Here is a 17,809-nt window from a genome sequence, read left to right as displayed (position 1 = left end):
AGGCGCTCGAAGGTGCACGCCGGATCGTCCGGGAAAGAGTCATGGCAAGCTGTGTTGTGATTGCATGCAGCCGGCCTCCGGTGCGAGTTCCATCCGCAGGTGGTGTCGCCAATTGCGGCTGCGCGGAAGGGCCTTGTTGATCCACCAGGCGAGCGCAAGCCCCGCCGCACCTCCGACGAGACCGAACAGGTCGGCCCGTCCATCCCCACCCACAACACTACCGATCGCTGCACCCACGAGCAGCAGCAGTGTCGCCAACCCATAAGCGACGAGCGCCGCACTGAGCGGCGCGCCATCCGGAATGCTGATCACAACCTTGTCACCCGGCTTCACCGGGAAGCTCATCGGCAAGGCAAATACCTTCTCGGGGCCACCGAACACCTGGGTCACCTGCACCGAGCGGCATCCGCCCGGCTCGTCACAGCGCCCGCAACCACCGGCGGTATCGGACAACTCGAGCCAGGCAAGATCCTTCTCCACCCGCAGCACGCGAGCACGCGCCTGCATCACTGCGCCACCGACCGGATGTTGTCGCCTATGCGTCGCACTGCACGCTCAGGTGCTTCACCCAGCGTCGTGACCAGATGACCATCGACCGTGCGCTTGTAAATGTTGATCGCACCATTCGAAACCGGCCCGAGGCCGATCGCCGAGCCATCGCCCACCGGCTCGATGAACACCGATATCGCCGCGAGCCCGTCGCTGAACACCATGTGAACCGCTTGCCCACGCTCCCGCCCGAGGGGCCGCTGCATCACGGACGTGAGACTGTAGCCGGGCAGCGCTTCGGCCAACACCCAGCCCGCGTCGTCCGCCGCCATGCCACTGCCGCGTGCATTGACCACGCGCCAGCCTTCACCAGGCTCGAAGCGCGACGCCAGCAACTCCTCATCGACTTCGCCGCCGATCCGCACATCGCTGAAGCTGAACTGCTCGATCAACCCCCCGTTCTCGTCGATCATTCGCGACTTGAGCAGCAGGCCACTCTGCATTTCCGCCCACAGCGTATGGCCATAGCGGAGATCGTCCTTGGGTTCGAGCACCAGCGCTTGCGCCTCATAACCTGCGACCCGGCTGACCTCGCCCTTGCGGATGCGATAGCTTTCTGCCAGTCCGCTCAGCGATGCAGGGAGCCGCGCGGGAAACGCCCGACGCCCACCGGCCTCGTCGATGATCACCGTGCGTTCGTCGGGTAGTACGCAATGCACCTCGTTGCCACGTCGGATGATTTCACGCGGGCTGCCGTCGAGCACCTCGAGGCGCTCATGCTCACCGTTGACATCCACGCGGTGCGCAATCCGGGACGTCTCGACATGACCGCCCGACTGATAGACGAAGGTGCCCACATAGTTCAGCCGTTGCCCCGCGGAGGAGATCCGGCCAAGCCAGGACAGGGGATCGGTAGGCAGTTCAGCATGGGCTGGGCCTTGCGCCAACAAGGCGCAAAGCCCCAGCACTGCAGAAAAAAACCTCATCGGTCGTTACCCTGGCGCTGGTCCGCAACCGTGCGCACGTACTGGACCCCGGCCGGCAAGGGCCCGCCACGCGATAGCCCCTGATGAGCGAACACATACTCGCGCATTGCATCGTCACTGCCGGGCTGAGCCACCGGGCGAATCGATGCGCTCGCACTCACGACCTTGACGGTGGGCGCAGCGGCAGCCAACTGCGGTGCCGGCGCCTCCTGCTGGTACAACGTAGCCGCAACCAACCCGACCGCAGCGACCCCCATGACCGAAGCGGCAATCGGCATGAGCGACTGCCACATCCGCTGTCGCGCAATCGATTCGGGCGCCACACGCGGTGCGAGGACAGTGGGCTCCGCATCCACGTTGGCCATCACTCGCGCTACAAAATCGTCCGAACCATCACGATCACCGCGCAACACATCACCGATCAGGCAGTAGGCTTCCCAATCCCGCCTCAAGCCCGGATCGCGCCTCAGTCCGTCGAAGACCGCGCGACTTACCTGTTCGTCAAGATCACCGTCGAGCAGCGCCGACACTTTATCCTTCATGTTTGCCACCTACCAACGTTTGTCCGGGGCCGTATCCAGCAAAGGCCGCAGACGTTCTGCAATCGCTTCGCGCGCACGGAAAATCCGCGAACGCACCGTCCCAATCGGGCATTCCATGATGTTGGCGATCTCCTCGTAGCTCAGCCCCTCGATCTCGCGCAACATGATGGCGGTTCTCAGTTCCTCTGGCAGCGCAGCCATCGCTTCTTCGATGGTTTCTCCGATCTGTCGCGTCATCATCAGCCGCTCGGGCGTATTGATGTCACGCAACTGATCGCCGTCTTCAAAAGTCTCCGCCTCTTCCGAATCGAAACTGGTCGAGGTCGGCGCCCTGCGCCCCTGCGATACAAGGTAGTTCTTCGCCGTATTGATACCGATACGGTACAACCAGGTGTAGAACGCGCTGTCTCCGCGAAAAGAACCAAGTGCGCGGTAGGCCTTGATGAAGGTCTCCTGCGCAACGTCCTCGACTTCGGCAGAGTCGCGGATCAGCCTTGAAAGCAAGCGGTTCAGCTTGCGCTGGTATTTGGATACCAGCAGGCCGAACGCCTGTTTGTCGCCGCGCTGCACACGCTCGACGAGTTGCTGATCGATTTCACGATCGCTCATGGGATCTTAGTTCTTCCGGATATTCGAAAATAGACATACCCGGATTATAAGCGACCGGCCGCGCACACAACTGAAATTGAAGACATCCTGAAGACACGGGCACGTTGAAATAGTTCAGGCGGTCCGCGGCGCCTGTGCGCAAGGCTTCCCTTGCCCGCAACCACGGCGTCGCGACCCTGCCGCACCAGGGCTCGCGGACACCCTCTCGCCGCGTGCTATATTCCTCGCGTTCCTTTCGACCTGTCAGGGCGACATCTTGCTGAAACAGTACGACGTACTCATTCTGGGCAGTGGCACGGCCGGCCAATCAATAGCCCTGCGCCTTGCCGACCACCTGCGCGTAGCCATCGTGACCAAACGCGAGCTTGCCGACAGCGCGAGCAACTGGGCACAAGGCGGCATCGCTGCGGTGCTCGACACGACCGACAGCGTCGAAGCCCACATCCAGGACACCTTCATTGCAGGCGCTGGCCTGTGCAACCCGGAGTCGACCCGCTTCGTGGTCGAGAACGGCAAGCGCGCAATCGAATGGCTGATCGACCGCGGCGTACCCTTCACGCGTGAGGCCGATTCGCAACTCGGCTATCACCTGACGCGTGAGGGTGGACACTCGCACCGCCGCATCATTCATGCTGCCGACGCCACTGGCGCTGCGGTGCAGACCACGCTTGGCGAGCATGTCCGCAACCACCCGAACATCGACATTTACGAGCACCACATTGCAGTCGACCTGGTGGTCGGCGACAAGGTCGGCCAGCCCGGTGCCGGCTGCCTCGGCGCCTACGTGCTCGACATCAAGGCGGACAAGGTCGTCACCTTCGCCGCACACAACACGGTGCTTGCCACCGGTGGTACCGGGAAGGTGTATCTCTACACGACCAACCCCGACGTCGCCACCGGCGACGGCGTGGCCATGGCGTGGCGCGCAGGCTGCCGCGTCGGGAACATGGAGTTCATCCAGTTCCACCCGACCTGCCTGTACCACCCGCAGGCCAAATCCTTCCTGATTTCCGAGGCCGTCCGGGGCGAAGGCGGGTTGCTGAAACTGCCCGACGGCACCCGCTTCATGCCGGAGCACGATCCACGGGAAGAGCTGGCGCCGCGCGACGTGGTCGCCCGCGCGATCGACTTCGAGATGAAGAAGCGCGGCATCGATTGCGTCTACCTCGACATCAGCCATAAGCCGGCAGACTGGCTGCGCGGCCACTTTCCGAACATCTACGCGCGCTGCCTCGAACTCGGCATCGATATCACCAAGGAACCGATTCCAGTCGTGCCCGCGGCGCACTATTCCTGCGGCGGCATCGTGACCGACCTGGGCGCGCGCACCGATGTGCCCGGATTGTACGCCGTGGGCGAATCCGCCTTCACTGGCCTTCACGGCGCCAACCGCCTGGCGAGCAACTCGCTGCTTGAATGCCTGGTATTCGGCGAGGCCGCCGCCGAGGACATTCTCGCCAAACCACGTCAGCCGGCACCCTTGTTGCCGGACTGGGACGAGAGCCGCGTCACCGACGCTGACGAGGAAGTGGTGATCTCGCACAACTGGGCCGAGCTGCGGCGCGCAATGTGGGACTACGTCGGTATTGTGCGCACGACGAAGCGCCTGCGCCGTGCGCAGCACCGGATCCGCCTGCTGTCGCGAGAGATCCACGAGTTTTACTCGAATTTCCGCGTCAGCAACGACCTGATCGAGCTGCGCAACCTCGTGGTGACGGCCGACCTCATCGTCGGTTGCGCGCTCAAGCGCAAGGAAAGTCGCGGCCTGCATCACTCGCGCGACTTTCCCGACACGCTCGCCCGTGCGCGCGACACCCTCCTGCGGCCGCCAACCAAGGCCCGAAAGGGAGGCTGACCGGTGGCGCTGGCGTCGCCGCCTTGCGGCCACGCCAGCCACTAGCTGCTCAGCCTGGCGAATCCGCTGCGAGCCCCGGCCGGTCTGCCCGGTGGCGCAACCAGATCCGCAGCAGGCGCCAGCCATCGCCCTGCACATTGGACGCTACCAGCATCAACGCAGTGAACGTCCCCACAGGCAGCCTAGACCCCGGCTCCACGGCAAGCAGCCTGAACCACACCGCCCAATCCAGCGTGACCGCAGAGTGCGGACGAACCCGGCAGAGCACCCCCTGCTCCGCACCCTCCGCGAGAACCTCCACGAGTCCGTCGTCCTCCAGCCAGAGGCTGCAACCGCGCTTGGAACGTTCGGCGCGCAGGGCGTACAAAAAAGATGAGCACAACACGACCCACGCCAGCGTGCCGGCAAGGAGCTGCATAAGCGAAGCGTCGTCCGCCGGAGAGAGGACACCCAACCCCGGAACATGAAAAAGCGCCAGTGCGGCCGCTACATGCACGACCAGCACTGACGCCATCATGATTCGGGACGGCTGCAACTTCAGTTCCAGCGGGAACTCCATGCCACCCCCCACCCGGGCAAGGCGTGCTCAGAACCGACGGAAGACCAGCGTGCCGTTGGTGCCGCCGAAGCCGAAGTTGTTCTTCATCGCCACGTCGATCTTCATCTCGCGCGCCACGTTCGCGCAGTAATCCAGATCGCACTCCGGATCCTGCTCGAAGATGTTGATCGTGGGCGGCGAAATCTGGTGATACACGGCGAGCACGCTGAACACCGATTCCACACCACCTGCGCCACCGAGCAGGTGTCCGGTCATGGACTTGGTGGAATTGACCACCAACTTGCGGGCGTTGTCCTCTCCGAAAGCGAGCTTGATCGCGTCGGTTTCGTTCCTGTCCCCCAGCGGGGTCGAGGTGCCGTGCGCGTTCAGGTACTGCACCTCGTCCGGATTCAGGCCGGCGTTCTTCAACGCGTTGAGCATGCTGCGACGCGGGCCGTCGGTGTCGGGCGCGGTCATGTGATAGGCATCGCCGCTCATGCCGAAGCCGGAAAGCTCGGCATAGATCCTTGCGCCGCGCCTCACCGCGTGCTCGTACTCCTCGACCACCATCACCCCGGCACCCTCGCCGAGCACGAAGCCGTCGCGGTCCTTGTCCCACGGACGACTCGCCGTCGCCGGGTCATCATTGCGGGTGGACAGCGCCTTCGCGGAGGCAAAACCGCCGATGGCGAGATTGGTGACGGTCGACTCGGCGCCACCGCACACCATCACGTCGGCATCGCCGTACTCGATCATGCGCGCACTCATGCCGATCGTGTGCAGGCCAGTGGTACAGGCGGTCACGATCGACAGGTTGGGCCCCTTCATGCCGAACATGATCGACAGGTTGCCGGAGATCATGTTGATGATCGTGCCGGGAATGAAGAAGGGCGAAATCTTGCGGGGACCACCGCCGAGGAAATCATCGTGCGTTTCCTCGATCATTGGCAGACCACCGATACCGGAGCCGATATTGACGCCGATGCGATCGGCATTGGCCTCGGTGACTTCGATACCGGAATCGCGGATCGCCTGTATGCCCGCCGCCATGCCGTAATGGATGAACACATCCATGCGGCGCGCTTCCTTGGCCGACAGATAGGCGGAGACGTCGAATCCCTTGACCTCGCCGGCAATGCGCGAGGCGAAGCTACTCGCATCGAAACGGGTGATCGGACCAATGCCACTCTTGCCGGCGATCAGGTTTTCCCAAGCCTCGGGAACAGTATTGCCGACCGGCGAAATCACGCCGAGACCGGTGACGACGACTCTACGACGCGACACGGGCAACTCCGTCTAAATCATTGAAAAATAATACCTGCCCGGAAGCCGCAGGAAACTGCGGGCGCCGGACAGGGTACGCCGGAAAAGCGTAGGGAATGCTTACTTCTTGAGGTGGGCGCTGACGTAGTCAATCGCCTGCTGGACGGTGGTGATCTTCTCGGCCTCTTCGTCCGGGATCTCGCACTCGAACTCTTCTTCCAGCGCCATGACCAGTTCCACGGTGTCCAGCGAATCCGCGCCCAGATCATCGACGAACGAAGACTCGGTCTTGATCTCCGATTCGTTCACGCCAAGTTGCTCAGCGACGATCTTCTTGACGCGCTGTTCGATGTTCTCCATGAACCAACTCCTTCCTGAGGGTAACAGGTGAATGTAAAAAAGCCGGCGTATTCTACCAAAACGCCGCGGAACCGCTATCCCGACGCAAATCAGGACATGTACATGCCGCCGTTGACGTGCAGGGTGGTCCCCGTCACGTAAGCGGCAGCAGGGGATGCGAGGAACGCCACGGCGCCGGCAATTTCTTCCGGACGGCCGAGTCGGCCCAGCGCGATGTTACCAAGCAGGGCGTCGCGCGCTGCTTCGGGCAGCGCACGCGTCATGTCGGTGTCGATGAAACCAGGGGCAACGCAGTTGACGGTGATGTTGCGGCTACCCAACTCGCGCGCCAACGCGCGCGTCATGCCGGCGACGCCAGCCTTGGCGGCAGCGTAATTTGCCTGCCCGGGATTTCCCGAACTGGCCACCACCGAGGTGACGTTGATGATGCGGCCATTACGCGCCTTCATCATGCCGCGCATGACCAGCTTGCTCATGCGAAAGACTGCGCGCAGGTTGGTGTCGATGACCGCATCCCACTCCTCGTCCTTCATGCGCATGGCGAGGTTGTCGCGGGTGATGCCCGCGTTATTGACCAGGATGCCGATGGCGCCGAAGCGCTTCTCGATCTCGGCGACCAGCGCCTCGCACGCAGCCGCGTCGGTCACGTTCAGCGCCATGCCGGCACCCTTGGCACCAGCGTCGGCGAGCGCCTTGTCGATGTCGGTAGCGCCGGATTCCGACGTCGCGGTGCCGACGACGGTTGCACCCAGGCGGCCGAGTTCGAGCGCCACTGCACGGCCAATGCCGCGCGAAGCACCGGTGACCAGCGCGACCTGCCCTTCAAGCGAAATACTCATGTCTTACCTCACTGCCGCAATGGCTTGCTCGAGACTGGCGGCGTCGTGCGCCGAGCCGCCCTCGACGTCCTTGGCGATGCGCTTGGTCATGCCGGCCAGCACCTTGCCCGGGCCGCATTCGATGATGTGGCTCATGCCGCGACCAGCCATCGCCTGCACCAGCTCGATCCATCGCACTGGCGAATACGCCTGGCGTACGAGCGCGTCACGGATCCTTTCCGGCTCATCATAGACGGCGACGTCAACGTTGTTGATGACATCGATCTCCGGCTTGACGATGCTGACCCCGGCGAGGCGCTCGGCAAGCCGCTCCGCGGCCGGACGCATCAGCGCGCAATGGAAGGGCGCCGACACCGGCAGCAACACGGCGCGCTTGGCACCCTTGGCTTTGGCGATCTCGCTCGCGCGCTCGACAGCAGCCCTGGCGCCGGCGATCACGATCTGGCCGGGCGCGTTGAGATTCGCGGCCTCTACCACCTGCCCCTGTGCAGCCTCGGCACAGGCGGCGTGCACCGCATCGGGTTCGAGACCCATCACCGCGGCCATCGCACCCTCGCCCGCGGGAACGGCTTCCTGCATCGCCTGCGCGCGAAAACGCACCAGCGGCACCGCGTCCGTGAAGGCCATCGCGCCCGCTGCAACCAGGGCGGAATACTCGCCCAGGCTGTGCCCGGCCACCATGGCCGGCTTCGCCCCACCCGCGGCCAGCCAGGCGCGCCAGGCGGCGACCCCCGCGGTCAGCATCAGCGGCTGGGTATTGACGGTGAGCGCCAGACGCTCGGCTGGACCGTCGCAGACCATTGCCCACAGGTCCTCACCCAGGGCATCGGAGGCCTCGGCAAAGGTGTCGCGAATCACGGCCGACTCGCCATAGGCGGCCATCATGCCGACCGACTGCGAACCCTGGCCAGGAAAAACCAGCGCAAATGCCATGCTGTTCTCCACTTGTCAGTTATTGGGAGCTGTACGCTCAGAAATCGATCAGGGCCGCGCCCCAGGTGAAACCGCCGCCGACGCCCTCGATGACGATACGCTGGCCCGTGCGCAGCTTGCCGGTGCGCACGGCTTCATCGAGCGCGAGCGGAATCGAGGCTGCGGACGTGTTGCCGTGGTGATCGAGCGTGGTGATCACGCGCTCCATCGGCAGACCGAGGCGCTTGGCCGTCGCCTGGATGATGCGGATGTTGGCCTGGTGCGGGATCAGCCAGTCCACGCTGTCGGCAGATGCTCCCGCCTGCGCAAGCACCTCGTGCGCGACGTCACCGAGCACCTTGACCGCGAACTTGAACACTGCCTGGCCATCCATGCGCAGGAAGGGATCGCCGATGACCTGACCCGAAGCCACGCCACCGGGCACGCAAAGGATCGGATGATGACTGCCGTCCGCATGCAGTGCCGAAGCGAGAATGCCCGGGCGCTCGGAGGCCTCGAGCACGACCGCACCCGCGCCATCGCCGAACAGAACGCAGGTACCACGATCCGACCAGTCGAGAATGCGCGAGAACACCTCGGCGCCGATGATCAACGCACGCTTGTGACTGCCCGAAAGAATGAACTTCTCAGCGACCGTCAGCGCATACACGAAGCCACTGCACACCGCCTGCACGTCGAAGGCGGGGCCACCGTTGCGAATGCCGAGCTTGGACTGAACGAGCGCTGCGGTGCTGGGGAAGATGTAGTCGGGTGTGGACGTGGCGACGATGATGAGGTCGATATCGTCAGCCTCACAGCCCGCCGCCTCGATGGCACGTTCGGCGGCGACGCGCGCCAGGTCGCTGGCGCCCACGTCGGCTGCAGCGAGGTGACGACTGCGAATCCCCGAACGGCTGACGATCCACTCGTCCGAAGTATCGATCCCGCGGGCGACCAACTCGTCGTTGCTGACGGGGTTGCCCGGAAGACAACTGCCCGTCCCCGCAATCCGTGCGTAGATCATGCCTTTACCTCGCTCATGCTGGCCATGCGTTCGGAAATGCGCTCGATCAGCCGGTTGGAAGCAGCCTCCGCTGCACGCGATAGCGCGTTCTCGAAGGCCAGGGCGTCCGCCGAGCCATGGCTCTTGAGGACGACACCACGCAGACCGAGCAGCGGCGCACCGTTGTAGAGCCGGTGGTCGACCCGCTTCTTGAAGCGCTTGAGGACCGGCAACGCGACAACCGCCATCAGCTTGGTCAGCAAGGAGCGCTTGAACTCCTGCTTCAGGAACGCGCCGATCATCTGCGCGAGCCCTTCGGAGGTCTTGAGCGCCACATTGCCCACGAAACCATCGCACACGACGACGTCTACCGTGCCCTCGTAGATGTCGTTGCCCTCGACATTACCGTAGAAGTTGAGGCCACTGTTGCGCAGCAACTCGCCGGCTTCCTTGACGACGTCGTTGCCCTTGATGACTTCCTCGCCGATATTGAGCAGGCCCACGGTCGGGCGCTCCTTGTGCTCGATCGCCGCGACCAGCATGGCCCCCATGACGCCGAACTGGAGCAGATGCTGGGCGGAACAGTCGACATTGGCACCGAGGTCGAGCACGTAGGTATGGCCGTGCATCGAGGGCAGGACAGAGGCAATCGCCGGACGCTCGATACCCGGCAAGGTCTTGAGCACGAAACGCGAGATCGCCATCAGCGCGCCGGTATTGCCGGCAGACACGGCCGCAGCGGCTTCGCCAGCCTTGACCAGGTCGATCGCGACCCGCATCGAAGAATCCTTCTTCGTGCGCATGGCGATCGCAGGTGGATCGTCCATGGCCACGACTTCGCTCGCCTGACGCAGGCGCAAGCGCTGGCCGAACTCGGCAAGGGCGCTGCCGAGAAAAGGCTGAATCGCCTCCTCGCGCCCCACGAGCACGGCGCTCGCATCGGCGTGCGTGCGCAAGAAGGACAGCGTTGCAGGCACGGTCACGGCCGGGCCGTGATCGCCACCCATGCAATCGATCGCAATGGTGACACCCATCGGCATCCTGCGTGATTTTCAGTTATTGGGGTCGGAAAAAAGGCGGCGAAGGCACATTGCGCCTTGCGCCGCCCTGATCTTCTCGGGCTGCAGAATTACTCGCCCTTGGTCTTCAGCACTTTCTTGCCACGGTAGAAACCGTTCGGGCTGATGTGGTGACGCAGGTGCACTTCACCCGTGGTCGGCTCGACCGCCAGCGCCGGACCGGTGAGGAAGTCGTGCGCACGGTGCATGCCACGCTTGGAGGGGGACTTCTTGTTCTGTTGAACGGCCATGAGTAAAGCTCCTAAAACGAATATCGCGCCTATTCCGCGCTGGGACTGCCTCGCAGCGACGCAAGCGCAGCGAAAGGCGATTCTTTGGACGTCCCGCCTTCCGGCCGGGGCGCCTCACAAACCTGGTGTCGCGGAGCGATCGGCAACGCAAGAAGAATTTCGTCTTCCAGCAATGCCAGGACATCGAGTTCGCCATCGATCTCGATGGCATCGACCTCGTCGTCTTCCAGTTCTTCTTCCGGAATTGCCTGCCCGGACCGCACGGGCTGCAGCAGCGTATCAACCCTGAGCGGCCACTTCAGCCCGCCCAGGCACCGCTGGCAACGCAAATCGAGTTCGCCCTCGACCCGGAGACGAAGACGCGGCTCCAAGCCTTGCGCGCCCTCGACCATGGACCCTTCGAACTGCCATTCAAGTACGCTGTCCGCCGACGCAAGCGCGTCGGACAGGCGCAGCAGATCTGCCGCAGCGAACGTCCCTTCGACTGAGCGGGACTCTGCGGCAAACCGGAATGGGTCCGGGATGACTCTGAAAGGAACGCCATGTTGCGACATAAGCCCAACATGATATTATTTTTTTCACCTACATGTAAAGCCACATCATGAAACTCGTTCTTGCTTCAACCTCTGCATATCGCAAGATGCTGCTCGAACGCTTCCATGTGCCGTTCGACACCGACCGACCCGAAACCGAAGAGACACCCCTGCCCGGGGAAGCCCCCGCAGCGACTGCAGAGCGCCTGGCAGCGGAAAAGGCACGCGCCGTCGCGGCGCGCTGGCCGGATGCGCTGATCATCGGTAGCGACCAGGTGGCCTACCTGGGCAGCGAAGTCTTCGGCAAGCCCGGCACCGAGGCGCGCGCGATCGCGCAACTTCAGCGTATGCGGGGACAAACCGTGGTGTTTCATACCGCACTCGCGCTGCTCAACACACGCACCGGCCACCTCCAGGTCGAGGGCATTCCCACCCAGGTGCGCTTCCGCAACCTGAGTGACGATGAGATCCGCCGTTACGTTGCCAAGGAGCAACCTCTCGATTGTGCAGGTAGCGCGAAGTCGGAAGGCCTGGGCATCACCCTCCTCGACGCCATGCCGGGCGAAGACCCGACGGCGCTGATCGGACTGCCCCTGATCGCCCTGTCGCGCATGTTGCGCGCCGAAGGGCTGGAACTGCCGTGAACGAAGCAACACCCCCTGCTGTGCCGCGCGCCACCCAAGGCACGCTCTACCTGCTTCCGGTCGCGCTCGGGGAAGACACGCCGTGGTCAGCGTTCCTGCCCACCCAGGCGCAGGCGATCGCAGCAGGACTGAACTGTTTCGTGGTCGAGAGCGCGCGCGCTGCCCGCGCGCATCTGAAGCAGCTCGACTACCCTCGCCCGCTGCGCGAAACCGACATCCAGGAACTGCCGGCTGACGGCCCCGACGCCGCACTCGACACCCTGCTCGCGCCTGCGCTCACGGGCAAGGACATCGGACTGATGTCCGACGCCGGCTGCCCCGCGGTAGCCGACCCCGGCGCCCGCCTGGTGGCGCGCGCACATGCGCTCGGGATTCGCGTCGCGCCGCTGGTCGGGCCATCGTCGATCCTGCTCGGACTGATGGGTTCGGGACTCAATGGTCAGAGCTTCACCTTCCACGGCTATCTGCCAGTAAGTGAAGGCGAACGGGACATGGCGCTGCGCTCTCTGGAGGACGAGTCGCGCAAGCTCGGGCGCACGCAGATCTTCATCGAGACGCCCTATCGCAACGAGCGCATGCTCGACGCCCTGCTCAAACTGCTCAAGCCCGATACCCGGCTGTGCATCGCCTGCGATCTGAACACCGCAAACGAAACCCTGCTCACCCTCATGGTGCGCGACTGGCGCAAGGCTGCACGCCCAGCCCTGGCCAGACGCCCCGCACTGTTCCTGCTGCTGGCCTGACGCCGAGCTCAGGCGTTTTCCAGCAACCAGCGCGCCAAATCGCCCGGTGCGTGCACACAGGCGAGCGGAGATTCGGCCTCGAGCGCAGAGACCGGATGCGCCCCGAAGCTCACCGCCAGTGCGGCCGTGCGAGCATTCTTCGCCATCTGCAGATCGTGCGTGGTGTCGCCGATCATCAAGGTGCGCTCGGGCACGGCGCCGAGCTCGTCCATCAGCTCTTCGAGCATCGCCGGGTGCGGTTTGGAGAAGCACTCGTCCGCGCAGCGCGTGGCGTGAAAATACGCTCCCAGTCCCGAATGACCGAGCGCGCGGTCGAGTCCGATGCGGCTCTTGCCGGTCGCCACCGCGAGCATGTGCCCACGCGCCGCGAGTGCATCGATCATCCCGGCCACGCCGTCGAACAGCGTGAGCTCGTGATCCGAAGACAGATAGTGATGGCGGTAACGCTCGACCATGCGCGGATAGGACGCCTCGTCGAGATCCGGCACCGCGTGACGCAGCGCATCACCCAGGCCAAGCCCGATGACGTAACGCGCCCGCTCTTCGGGAATCTCGGCCAAGCCCAGGTCGCGGGTCGCGGCCTGCATCGCACGTACGATCGCCCCCGCCGAATCCATCAGCGTGCCGTCCCAGTCGAAAACGATCAGATCGAAACGCTCAGCCATGTCTTTTCTCCCCGGCGTCGAGCCGGTCAATGAAGGATTGCAGGTCTTGCGGCAGCGCCGAGTCGAACGCGAGCGCCTCGCCCGTCAGCGGATGCGCGAAGCGCAACTGCGCCGCATGCAGGAACATGCGCTTTAGCCCCTCTGCCTCGAGCCGCTTGTTGAGCGCGAAGTCGCCGTACTTGTCGTCGCCGCACAGTGGAAAGCCCAGGTGGGTCAGGTGTACGCGAATCTGATGCGTGCGCCCGGTCTTCAGCTCCACCTCGAGCAGGCTGTAATCGCCCCAGCGCTTCACAAGCCGGACGATGCTGTGCGCGGCCTTGCCCTCCTCGCTCACCCGCACCCGGCGCTCCCCTTCCGCGGTCAGGTATTTGTAAAGCGCCGCCTTCACATGCTGCAGCGGATTGGACCAGCGCCCCGGCACCAGGGTCAGGTACCGCTTCTCGATTCGACCTTCGCGCATCATGTCGTGCAGTGCGGTGAGCGCCGAGCGCTTCTTGGCGACGATCAGCAGGCCGGAGGTCTCGCGATCCAGGCGGTGCGCCAGCTCGAGCATGCGCGCCTCGGGTCGCTGCGCACGGAGCTGCTCGATCACACCGTAGCTCACGCCGCTACCGCCATGCACCGCCTTGCCCGAAGGCTTTTCGATCACCAGGATCGCGTCATCCTCGAACACGACCGGCAAGGCGTTGCCCACCGGCGCAGGCGCCGTACGCGTCGGCTCGGCGACGCGGATCGGCGGAATGCGCACCTCGTCGCCCTCCTGCAGGCGATAGGTCTGCTGCACGCGCCCGCCATTGACCCGCACCTCGCCGCTGCGCAGGATGCGATAGACATGGCTCTTGGGCACGCCCTTGGCGATGCGCATGAGGTAGTTGTCGATGCGTTGCCCGGCCGAGGCTTCGTCGATGTGCTCGTGCCGAACCGCAATGGCTTTGCCTTCAATGATCGTCATGAAATATACTTACGGGCGGTTTAACCGGTTGCGGCCAGCCAAGTGCGGCACGTCGACATATCCGTCAGGTCGAAACACCTGCTCCGGAAGACGCGCGCAGACTGCTGGCGAAGAGCCCTGAAGAGTGCTCCCGGCTTTACCGTTGCCCGCCATCCAAGGCCGAAAAGGCGCCGATGGTAACGCAACACACCACCTTCGACATACCCATCCAGCCTTCGGGTTGGATTTTGACGCGCAAGCCACACACGCAGGATCAAATGCTCCGGCCAGCAGCCACTGAGGCACGGCGGGCGGGAGCAAGAGAATTTCGACCAGCCGACCCATCACAGCCCGATCAACCCACCGGATGAAAGCAGCAGCCTTACCCAATCGCTCCTGATCCCGGAAAGCGCGATGGTGCGCGCCGTTCGTCCTGCCCGTGTGACTTCTCGCGGGAGAACGATCCAATGAAGCGCATGCTTTTCAATGCGACGCAGGCCGAAGAACTGCGCGTCGCGATCGTGGACGGTCAGAAACTGATCGACCTCGATATCGAATCGGCCGCCAAGGAAGAACGCAAGAGCAATATCTACAAGGCGGTCATCACCCGCATCGAGCCCAGTCTCGAAGCGGCTTTTGTCGACTATGGCGCCGACCGTCACGGCTTCCTGCCGTTCAAGGAGATCTCGCGTTCCTACTTCCAGCCTGGCGTCGACGCCGGCAAGGCCTCCATCAAGGAAGCGCTCAGGGAAGGCCAGGAAATCATCGTTCAGGTCGAGAAGGACGAGCGCGGCAACAAGGGTGCGGCGCTCACCACCTACATCTCGCTCGCCGGCCGCTACCTGGTGCTGATGCCCAACAACCCGCGCGGCGGTGGCGTATCGCGCCGCGTCGAGGGTGACGAGCGTGCCGAGCTGCGCGACGCGATGGACCAGCTCGACGTGCCGCAGGGCGTGAGCCTGATCGCACGCACCGCAGCGATCGGCCGCAGCGCCGAAGAGCTGCAGTGGGACCTCAACTACCTGATGCAACTGTGGACCGCGATCGAAGGTGCGGCCCAGAGCCAGTCCGGCGCCTTCCTGATCTATCAGGAAGGTAGCCTGGTGATCCGCGCGATCCGCGACTACTTCCAGCCCGACATCGGCGAGATCCTGATCGACACCGACGACATCTTCGAGCAGGCGTGCCAGTTCATGGCCCACGTGATGCCCGGCAACGTCGCCCGCGTGAAGCGCTACAGCGATGACGTGCCGTTGTTCTCGCGCTTCCAGATCGAACATCAGATCGAGTCGGCCTACTCGCGCCAGGTGACCCTGCCTTCGGGCGGCGCCGTGGTGATCGACCACACCGAAGCGCTGGTGTCGATCGACGTCAACTCGGGCCGCGCCACCAAGGGCTCGGACATCGAGGAGACCGCCTTCCGCACCAACTGCGAGGCGGCCGACGAGATCGCCCGCCAGCTGCGCCTGCGCGACCTCGGTGGTCTGATCGTCATCGACTTCATCGACATGGAAGCAGCGAAGAACCAGCGCGAGGTCGAAAACCGCCTGCGCGACGCGCTGCGCCACGATCGCGCCCGCGTACAGACCGGCAAGATCAGCCGCTTCGGCCTGCTCGAGCTGTCGCGCCAGCGCCTGCGCCCGGCGCTCGCCGAAACCAGCTACATCACCTGCCCGCGCTGCAACGGCACCGGCCACATCCGCAGCACCGAATCGTCGGCGCTGCACATCGTGCGCATCCTCGAAGAAGAGGCGATGAAGGACAACACCGGCGCGGTGCACCTGCAGGTGCCGGTGGACGTCGCCACCTTCCTGCTCAACGAGAAGCGCGTGGACATCGCCCGCATCGAGATGCGCCACAAGGTGCAGCTCATCATCGTGCCGAATCGTCACCTGGAGACACCGGCGCACGAGATCATCCGCCTGCGCCACGACCAGCTCAACAGCGAGGATATCGCCCTGGCGAGCTACCAGATGGTGCAGAGGCCCGACGAGGAGGACGCCCGCCTGCCGTCCAAGGCCAACGAGCGCCCGGCGCGTCCGGAAGCCGCGGTCAAGGGCATCGCCCCGGCGCAGCCCGCGCCGATGGCTGCGCCCGAGCCCGCACTCACTCCGGCACCGGCTGCACAGGCACCGCAAGGCCTGTTCGCCCGCATCATGAGCTGGTTCGGCGCGAGCAAACCCCAAGCCGAGCCGGCACCCGTCGCGGTTGTCGAGGAAGCGCCGAAGCGCGAGCCTCGCGCCCGCGGCGAGCGCAGCGGCGAAGGCCGTCGCGGCAATGGGAACCGCGGCCGCCGTGGCGAGCGTGGCGACCGTGACGGCGACACGCCGCAGTCGACTGGTCGCGGCGCACGCGCCGAACGTGGCGAGCGCGCGGAAGGCGGCGACAAGCCCCAGCGTGCGGCCTCCGAGCGCACTGAGCGCGCCGACCGTCCCGAACGCGCCGAACGCCCGGAGCGCGCCGAACGTCCGGAACGGGGCGAACGTCCCGAAGGCGGACGTGGTCGAGGTCGCAACCAGCGCGGCAATCGAGGTGAAGAGGGCAGCGAGCGTACCGAGAAGCTGGTCGAGGAGCGCGCTGCCACCGACGAAGACCTGCTGAAGGCCGGCGTGATCGCTGCAGTCGCTGTCGCTGCAGACGACGCTGAAGCCGCCGAGGCAGGACCCGCCACCGCCGGTGAAACCACAGGCGAGGACGGCGCACCGACCGAGAAGCGCCGCCGCCGCGGCCGCGGCCGTGGCCGTCGCTCAAGCGAAGCGCAGACTGCAGGCGCGCTCGACACAGAAGCCGGCGAGATCAGCGAGGACATGCGCGATGAGGGCAACACCCAGTCGCCCGCTGAAACTGCCGCGCCAGCCCTTGCAGTCGCCGAAACCGAAGCGCTGCAGGAAACAACGGTGACTGCGGTGCTCGAAACGCCTGCGGCTGGAAGCCGGCAAACCGAGGCAGCGCCGCAAGCCAGCGTGACCGCAGCCGAGTTGCCGGTCGTCGCGTCTGCGGCGCAAGCGCTGGAGGCTACCGCTGCCGAGCGCGTCGAGGAAGCGCTCGCCCCTGTCCCGGTCGCGTTCGAGACCGCTCCTGATTCCGCCACTGGAGAACCCGACGCGGCCGAGATTGTGCAGCCCCCCCTGCCCGACACAGTCGAGCCTGCAGAACCCTCGGCGACGGCGACCGTGCCGGCGACCGTCGAGTCGATCGAGCTCGCGGCGACACAGGTCGTAACCGAGGCGGAGGCCGAGGCCGAAGTCGAGGCGATGCCCAGCGCGACTGAACCGCTCGCCGCAGTCGAGGGCGTTACGGAGACGACCGGGCAGGCAGCCGAAGCAACCCCTGTGATCGAGCCTGCTCAGGAAGCTGCGCCCACCGAAGCGGAAGCCGCGGCAGAATCCGAGCCGGCGCCGAGCGCGCCGGTAACGCTGCGCACGCAGGAGGGTGATGGCGGATTGATCAAGATCGAAACCGATCCCTCCAAGATCGCGCAGTTCGGTAGTGGCGCCGTCGAACCACCGGCACGCCTCGGCCGTAAGCCGCGCACCGCGGCAGTGATCGTGGAAGAGCCGCTGCAGCAGGTGGAAACACAAAGGTAAT

19 protein-coding genes are annotated in these 17,809 nt (G+C 64.8%); 4 read left to right on the top strand and 15 right to left on the bottom strand.

Going from position 1 to position 17,809, the window contains the following annotated elements; all coding sequences use genetic code 11:
• Positions 1–39 precede the first annotated feature (39 nt).
• From RBT54_RS12565 to rpoE, 4 genes are read right to left on the bottom strand one after another with little or no spacing between them, the layout of a single operon-like run.
• Positions 40–507 (bottom strand): SoxR reducing system RseC family protein, encoded by a 468-nt coding sequence (locus RBT54_RS12565; RefSeq protein WP_320367426.1) that lies wholly within the window; start codon positions 505–507, stop codon positions 40–42.
• Positions 507–1,475, bottom strand: a complete 969-nt coding sequence (locus RBT54_RS12560) for a MucB/RseB C-terminal domain-containing protein (RefSeq protein ID WP_320367412.1) — start codon at positions 1,473–1,475, stop codon at positions 507–509. The genes RBT54_RS12565 and RBT54_RS12560 overlap by 1 nt, the downstream gene beginning before the upstream one ends.
• Positions 1,472–2,017, bottom strand: a complete 546-nt coding sequence (locus RBT54_RS12555) for a sigma-E factor negative regulatory protein (protein ID WP_320367411.1) — start codon at positions 2,015–2,017, stop codon at positions 1,472–1,474. Before RBT54_RS12555 ends, RBT54_RS12560 begins: the two co-directional genes overlap by 4 nt.
• Before the next feature lie 9 nt (positions 2,018–2,026).
• Positions 2,027–2,626 carry an RNA polymerase sigma factor RpoE gene (rpoE, locus tag RBT54_RS12550; protein WP_320367410.1) on the bottom strand — a complete coding sequence of 200 codons (600 nt, stop codon included), beginning with the start codon at positions 2,624–2,626 and terminating at the stop codon, positions 2,027–2,029.
• 256 nt (positions 2,627–2,882) lie between these two features.
• Here rpoE and nadB point away from each other — a divergent pair, with 256 nt between their 5' ends.
• The gene (gene nadB, locus RBT54_RS12545; RefSeq protein ID WP_320367409.1) at positions 2,883–4,481 is read left to right on the top strand and encodes an L-aspartate oxidase; all 1,599 of its coding nucleotides are present in this window, start codon (positions 2,883–2,885) and stop codon (positions 4,479–4,481) included.
• Positions 4,482–4,530: 49 nt separating this feature from the next.
• On the opposite strand, the gene RBT54_RS12540 is transcribed toward nadB, so the two are convergent.
• The 9 genes from RBT54_RS12540 to RBT54_RS12500 form a co-directional block, all read right to left on the bottom strand.
• Entirely contained in the window at positions 4,531–5,040 is a 510-nt protein-coding gene (locus RBT54_RS12540) for a hypothetical protein (protein WP_320367408.1), read from the bottom strand.
• 27 nt (positions 5,041–5,067) lie between these two features.
• Positions 5,068–6,303: a beta-ketoacyl-ACP synthase II gene (fabF, locus tag RBT54_RS12535; protein ID WP_320367407.1), complete on the bottom strand. Its 1,236-nt coding sequence runs from the start codon at positions 6,301–6,303 to the stop codon at positions 5,068–5,070.
• 99 nt (positions 6,304–6,402) lie between these two features.
• Complete coding sequence (gene acpP / locus RBT54_RS12530) at positions 6,403–6,642, bottom strand: acyl carrier protein (RefSeq protein WP_320367406.1); 240 nt, start codon at positions 6,640–6,642, stop codon at positions 6,403–6,405.
• Between the two features lie 89 nt (positions 6,643–6,731).
• On the bottom strand, positions 6,732–7,475 hold the full coding sequence (gene fabG / locus RBT54_RS12525) for a 3-oxoacyl-ACP reductase FabG (RefSeq protein ID WP_413788448.1): 744 nt from the start codon (positions 7,473–7,475) through the stop codon (positions 6,732–6,734).
• A 9-nt stretch (positions 7,476–7,484) separates the two neighbouring features.
• Positions 7,485–8,414 (bottom strand): ACP S-malonyltransferase, encoded by a 930-nt coding sequence (gene fabD / locus RBT54_RS12520; RefSeq protein ID WP_320367404.1) that lies wholly within the window; start codon positions 8,412–8,414, stop codon positions 7,485–7,487.
• A gap of 37 nt (positions 8,415–8,451) precedes the next feature.
• Entirely contained in the window at positions 8,452–9,417 is a 966-nt protein-coding gene (locus tag RBT54_RS12515) for a beta-ketoacyl-ACP synthase III (RefSeq protein WP_320367403.1), read from the bottom strand.
• Positions 9,414–10,430, bottom strand: a complete 1,017-nt coding sequence (gene plsX / locus RBT54_RS12510) for a phosphate acyltransferase PlsX (protein ID WP_320367402.1) — start codon at positions 10,428–10,430, stop codon at positions 9,414–9,416. Before plsX ends, RBT54_RS12515 begins: the two co-directional genes overlap by 4 nt.
• Positions 10,431–10,525: 95 nt before the next feature.
• Positions 10,526–10,705 carry a 50S ribosomal protein L32 gene (rpmF, locus tag RBT54_RS12505; protein WP_320367401.1) on the bottom strand — a complete coding sequence of 60 codons (180 nt, stop codon included), beginning with the start codon at positions 10,703–10,705 and terminating at the stop codon, positions 10,526–10,528.
• A 29-nt stretch (positions 10,706–10,734) separates the two neighbouring features.
• Positions 10,735–11,259: a YceD family protein gene (locus RBT54_RS12500; protein ID WP_320367400.1), complete on the bottom strand. Its 525-nt coding sequence runs from the start codon at positions 11,257–11,259 to the stop codon at positions 10,735–10,737.
• Between the two features lie 47 nt (positions 11,260–11,306).
• Here RBT54_RS12500 and RBT54_RS12495 point away from each other — a divergent pair, with 47 nt between their 5' ends.
• Both RBT54_RS12495 and RBT54_RS12490 read left to right on the top strand, forming a co-directional pair.
• Complete coding sequence (locus tag RBT54_RS12495; RefSeq protein WP_320367399.1) at positions 11,307–11,882, top strand: Maf family protein; 576 nt, start codon at positions 11,307–11,309, stop codon at positions 11,880–11,882.
• Positions 11,879–12,625 (top strand): SAM-dependent methyltransferase, encoded by a 747-nt coding sequence (locus RBT54_RS12490; protein WP_320367398.1) that lies wholly within the window; start codon positions 11,879–11,881, stop codon positions 12,623–12,625. Before RBT54_RS12495 ends, RBT54_RS12490 begins: the two co-directional genes overlap by 4 nt.
• A gap of 8 nt (positions 12,626–12,633) precedes the next feature.
• Here the strand turns inward: RBT54_RS12490 and RBT54_RS12485 are convergent, their stop codons facing one another.
• Positions 12,634–13,290: an HAD-IA family hydrolase gene (locus RBT54_RS12485; protein WP_320367397.1), complete on the bottom strand. Its 657-nt coding sequence runs from the start codon at positions 13,288–13,290 to the stop codon at positions 12,634–12,636.
• Positions 13,283–14,242, bottom strand: a complete 960-nt coding sequence (locus RBT54_RS12480) for an RluA family pseudouridine synthase (protein ID WP_320367396.1) — start codon at positions 14,240–14,242, stop codon at positions 13,283–13,285. The genes RBT54_RS12485 and RBT54_RS12480 overlap by 8 nt, the downstream gene beginning before the upstream one ends.
• 446 nt (positions 14,243–14,688) lie before the next feature.
• On the opposite strand from RBT54_RS12480, the gene RBT54_RS12475 reads away from it, so the two are divergent.
• On the top strand, positions 14,689–17,808 hold the full coding sequence (locus tag RBT54_RS12475) for an Rne/Rng family ribonuclease (protein ID WP_320367395.1): 3,120 nt from the start codon (positions 14,689–14,691) through the stop codon (positions 17,806–17,808).
• The last annotated feature ends 1 nt before the right edge of the window (position 17,809 follow it).

Origin of the sequence: Thauera sp., assembly GCF_034003485.1 — a bacterium.
Classification (GTDB): Bacteria; Pseudomonadota; Gammaproteobacteria; order Burkholderiales; family Rhodocyclaceae; genus Thauera.
This window is presented reverse-complemented; position numbering and strand designations above follow the sequence as displayed.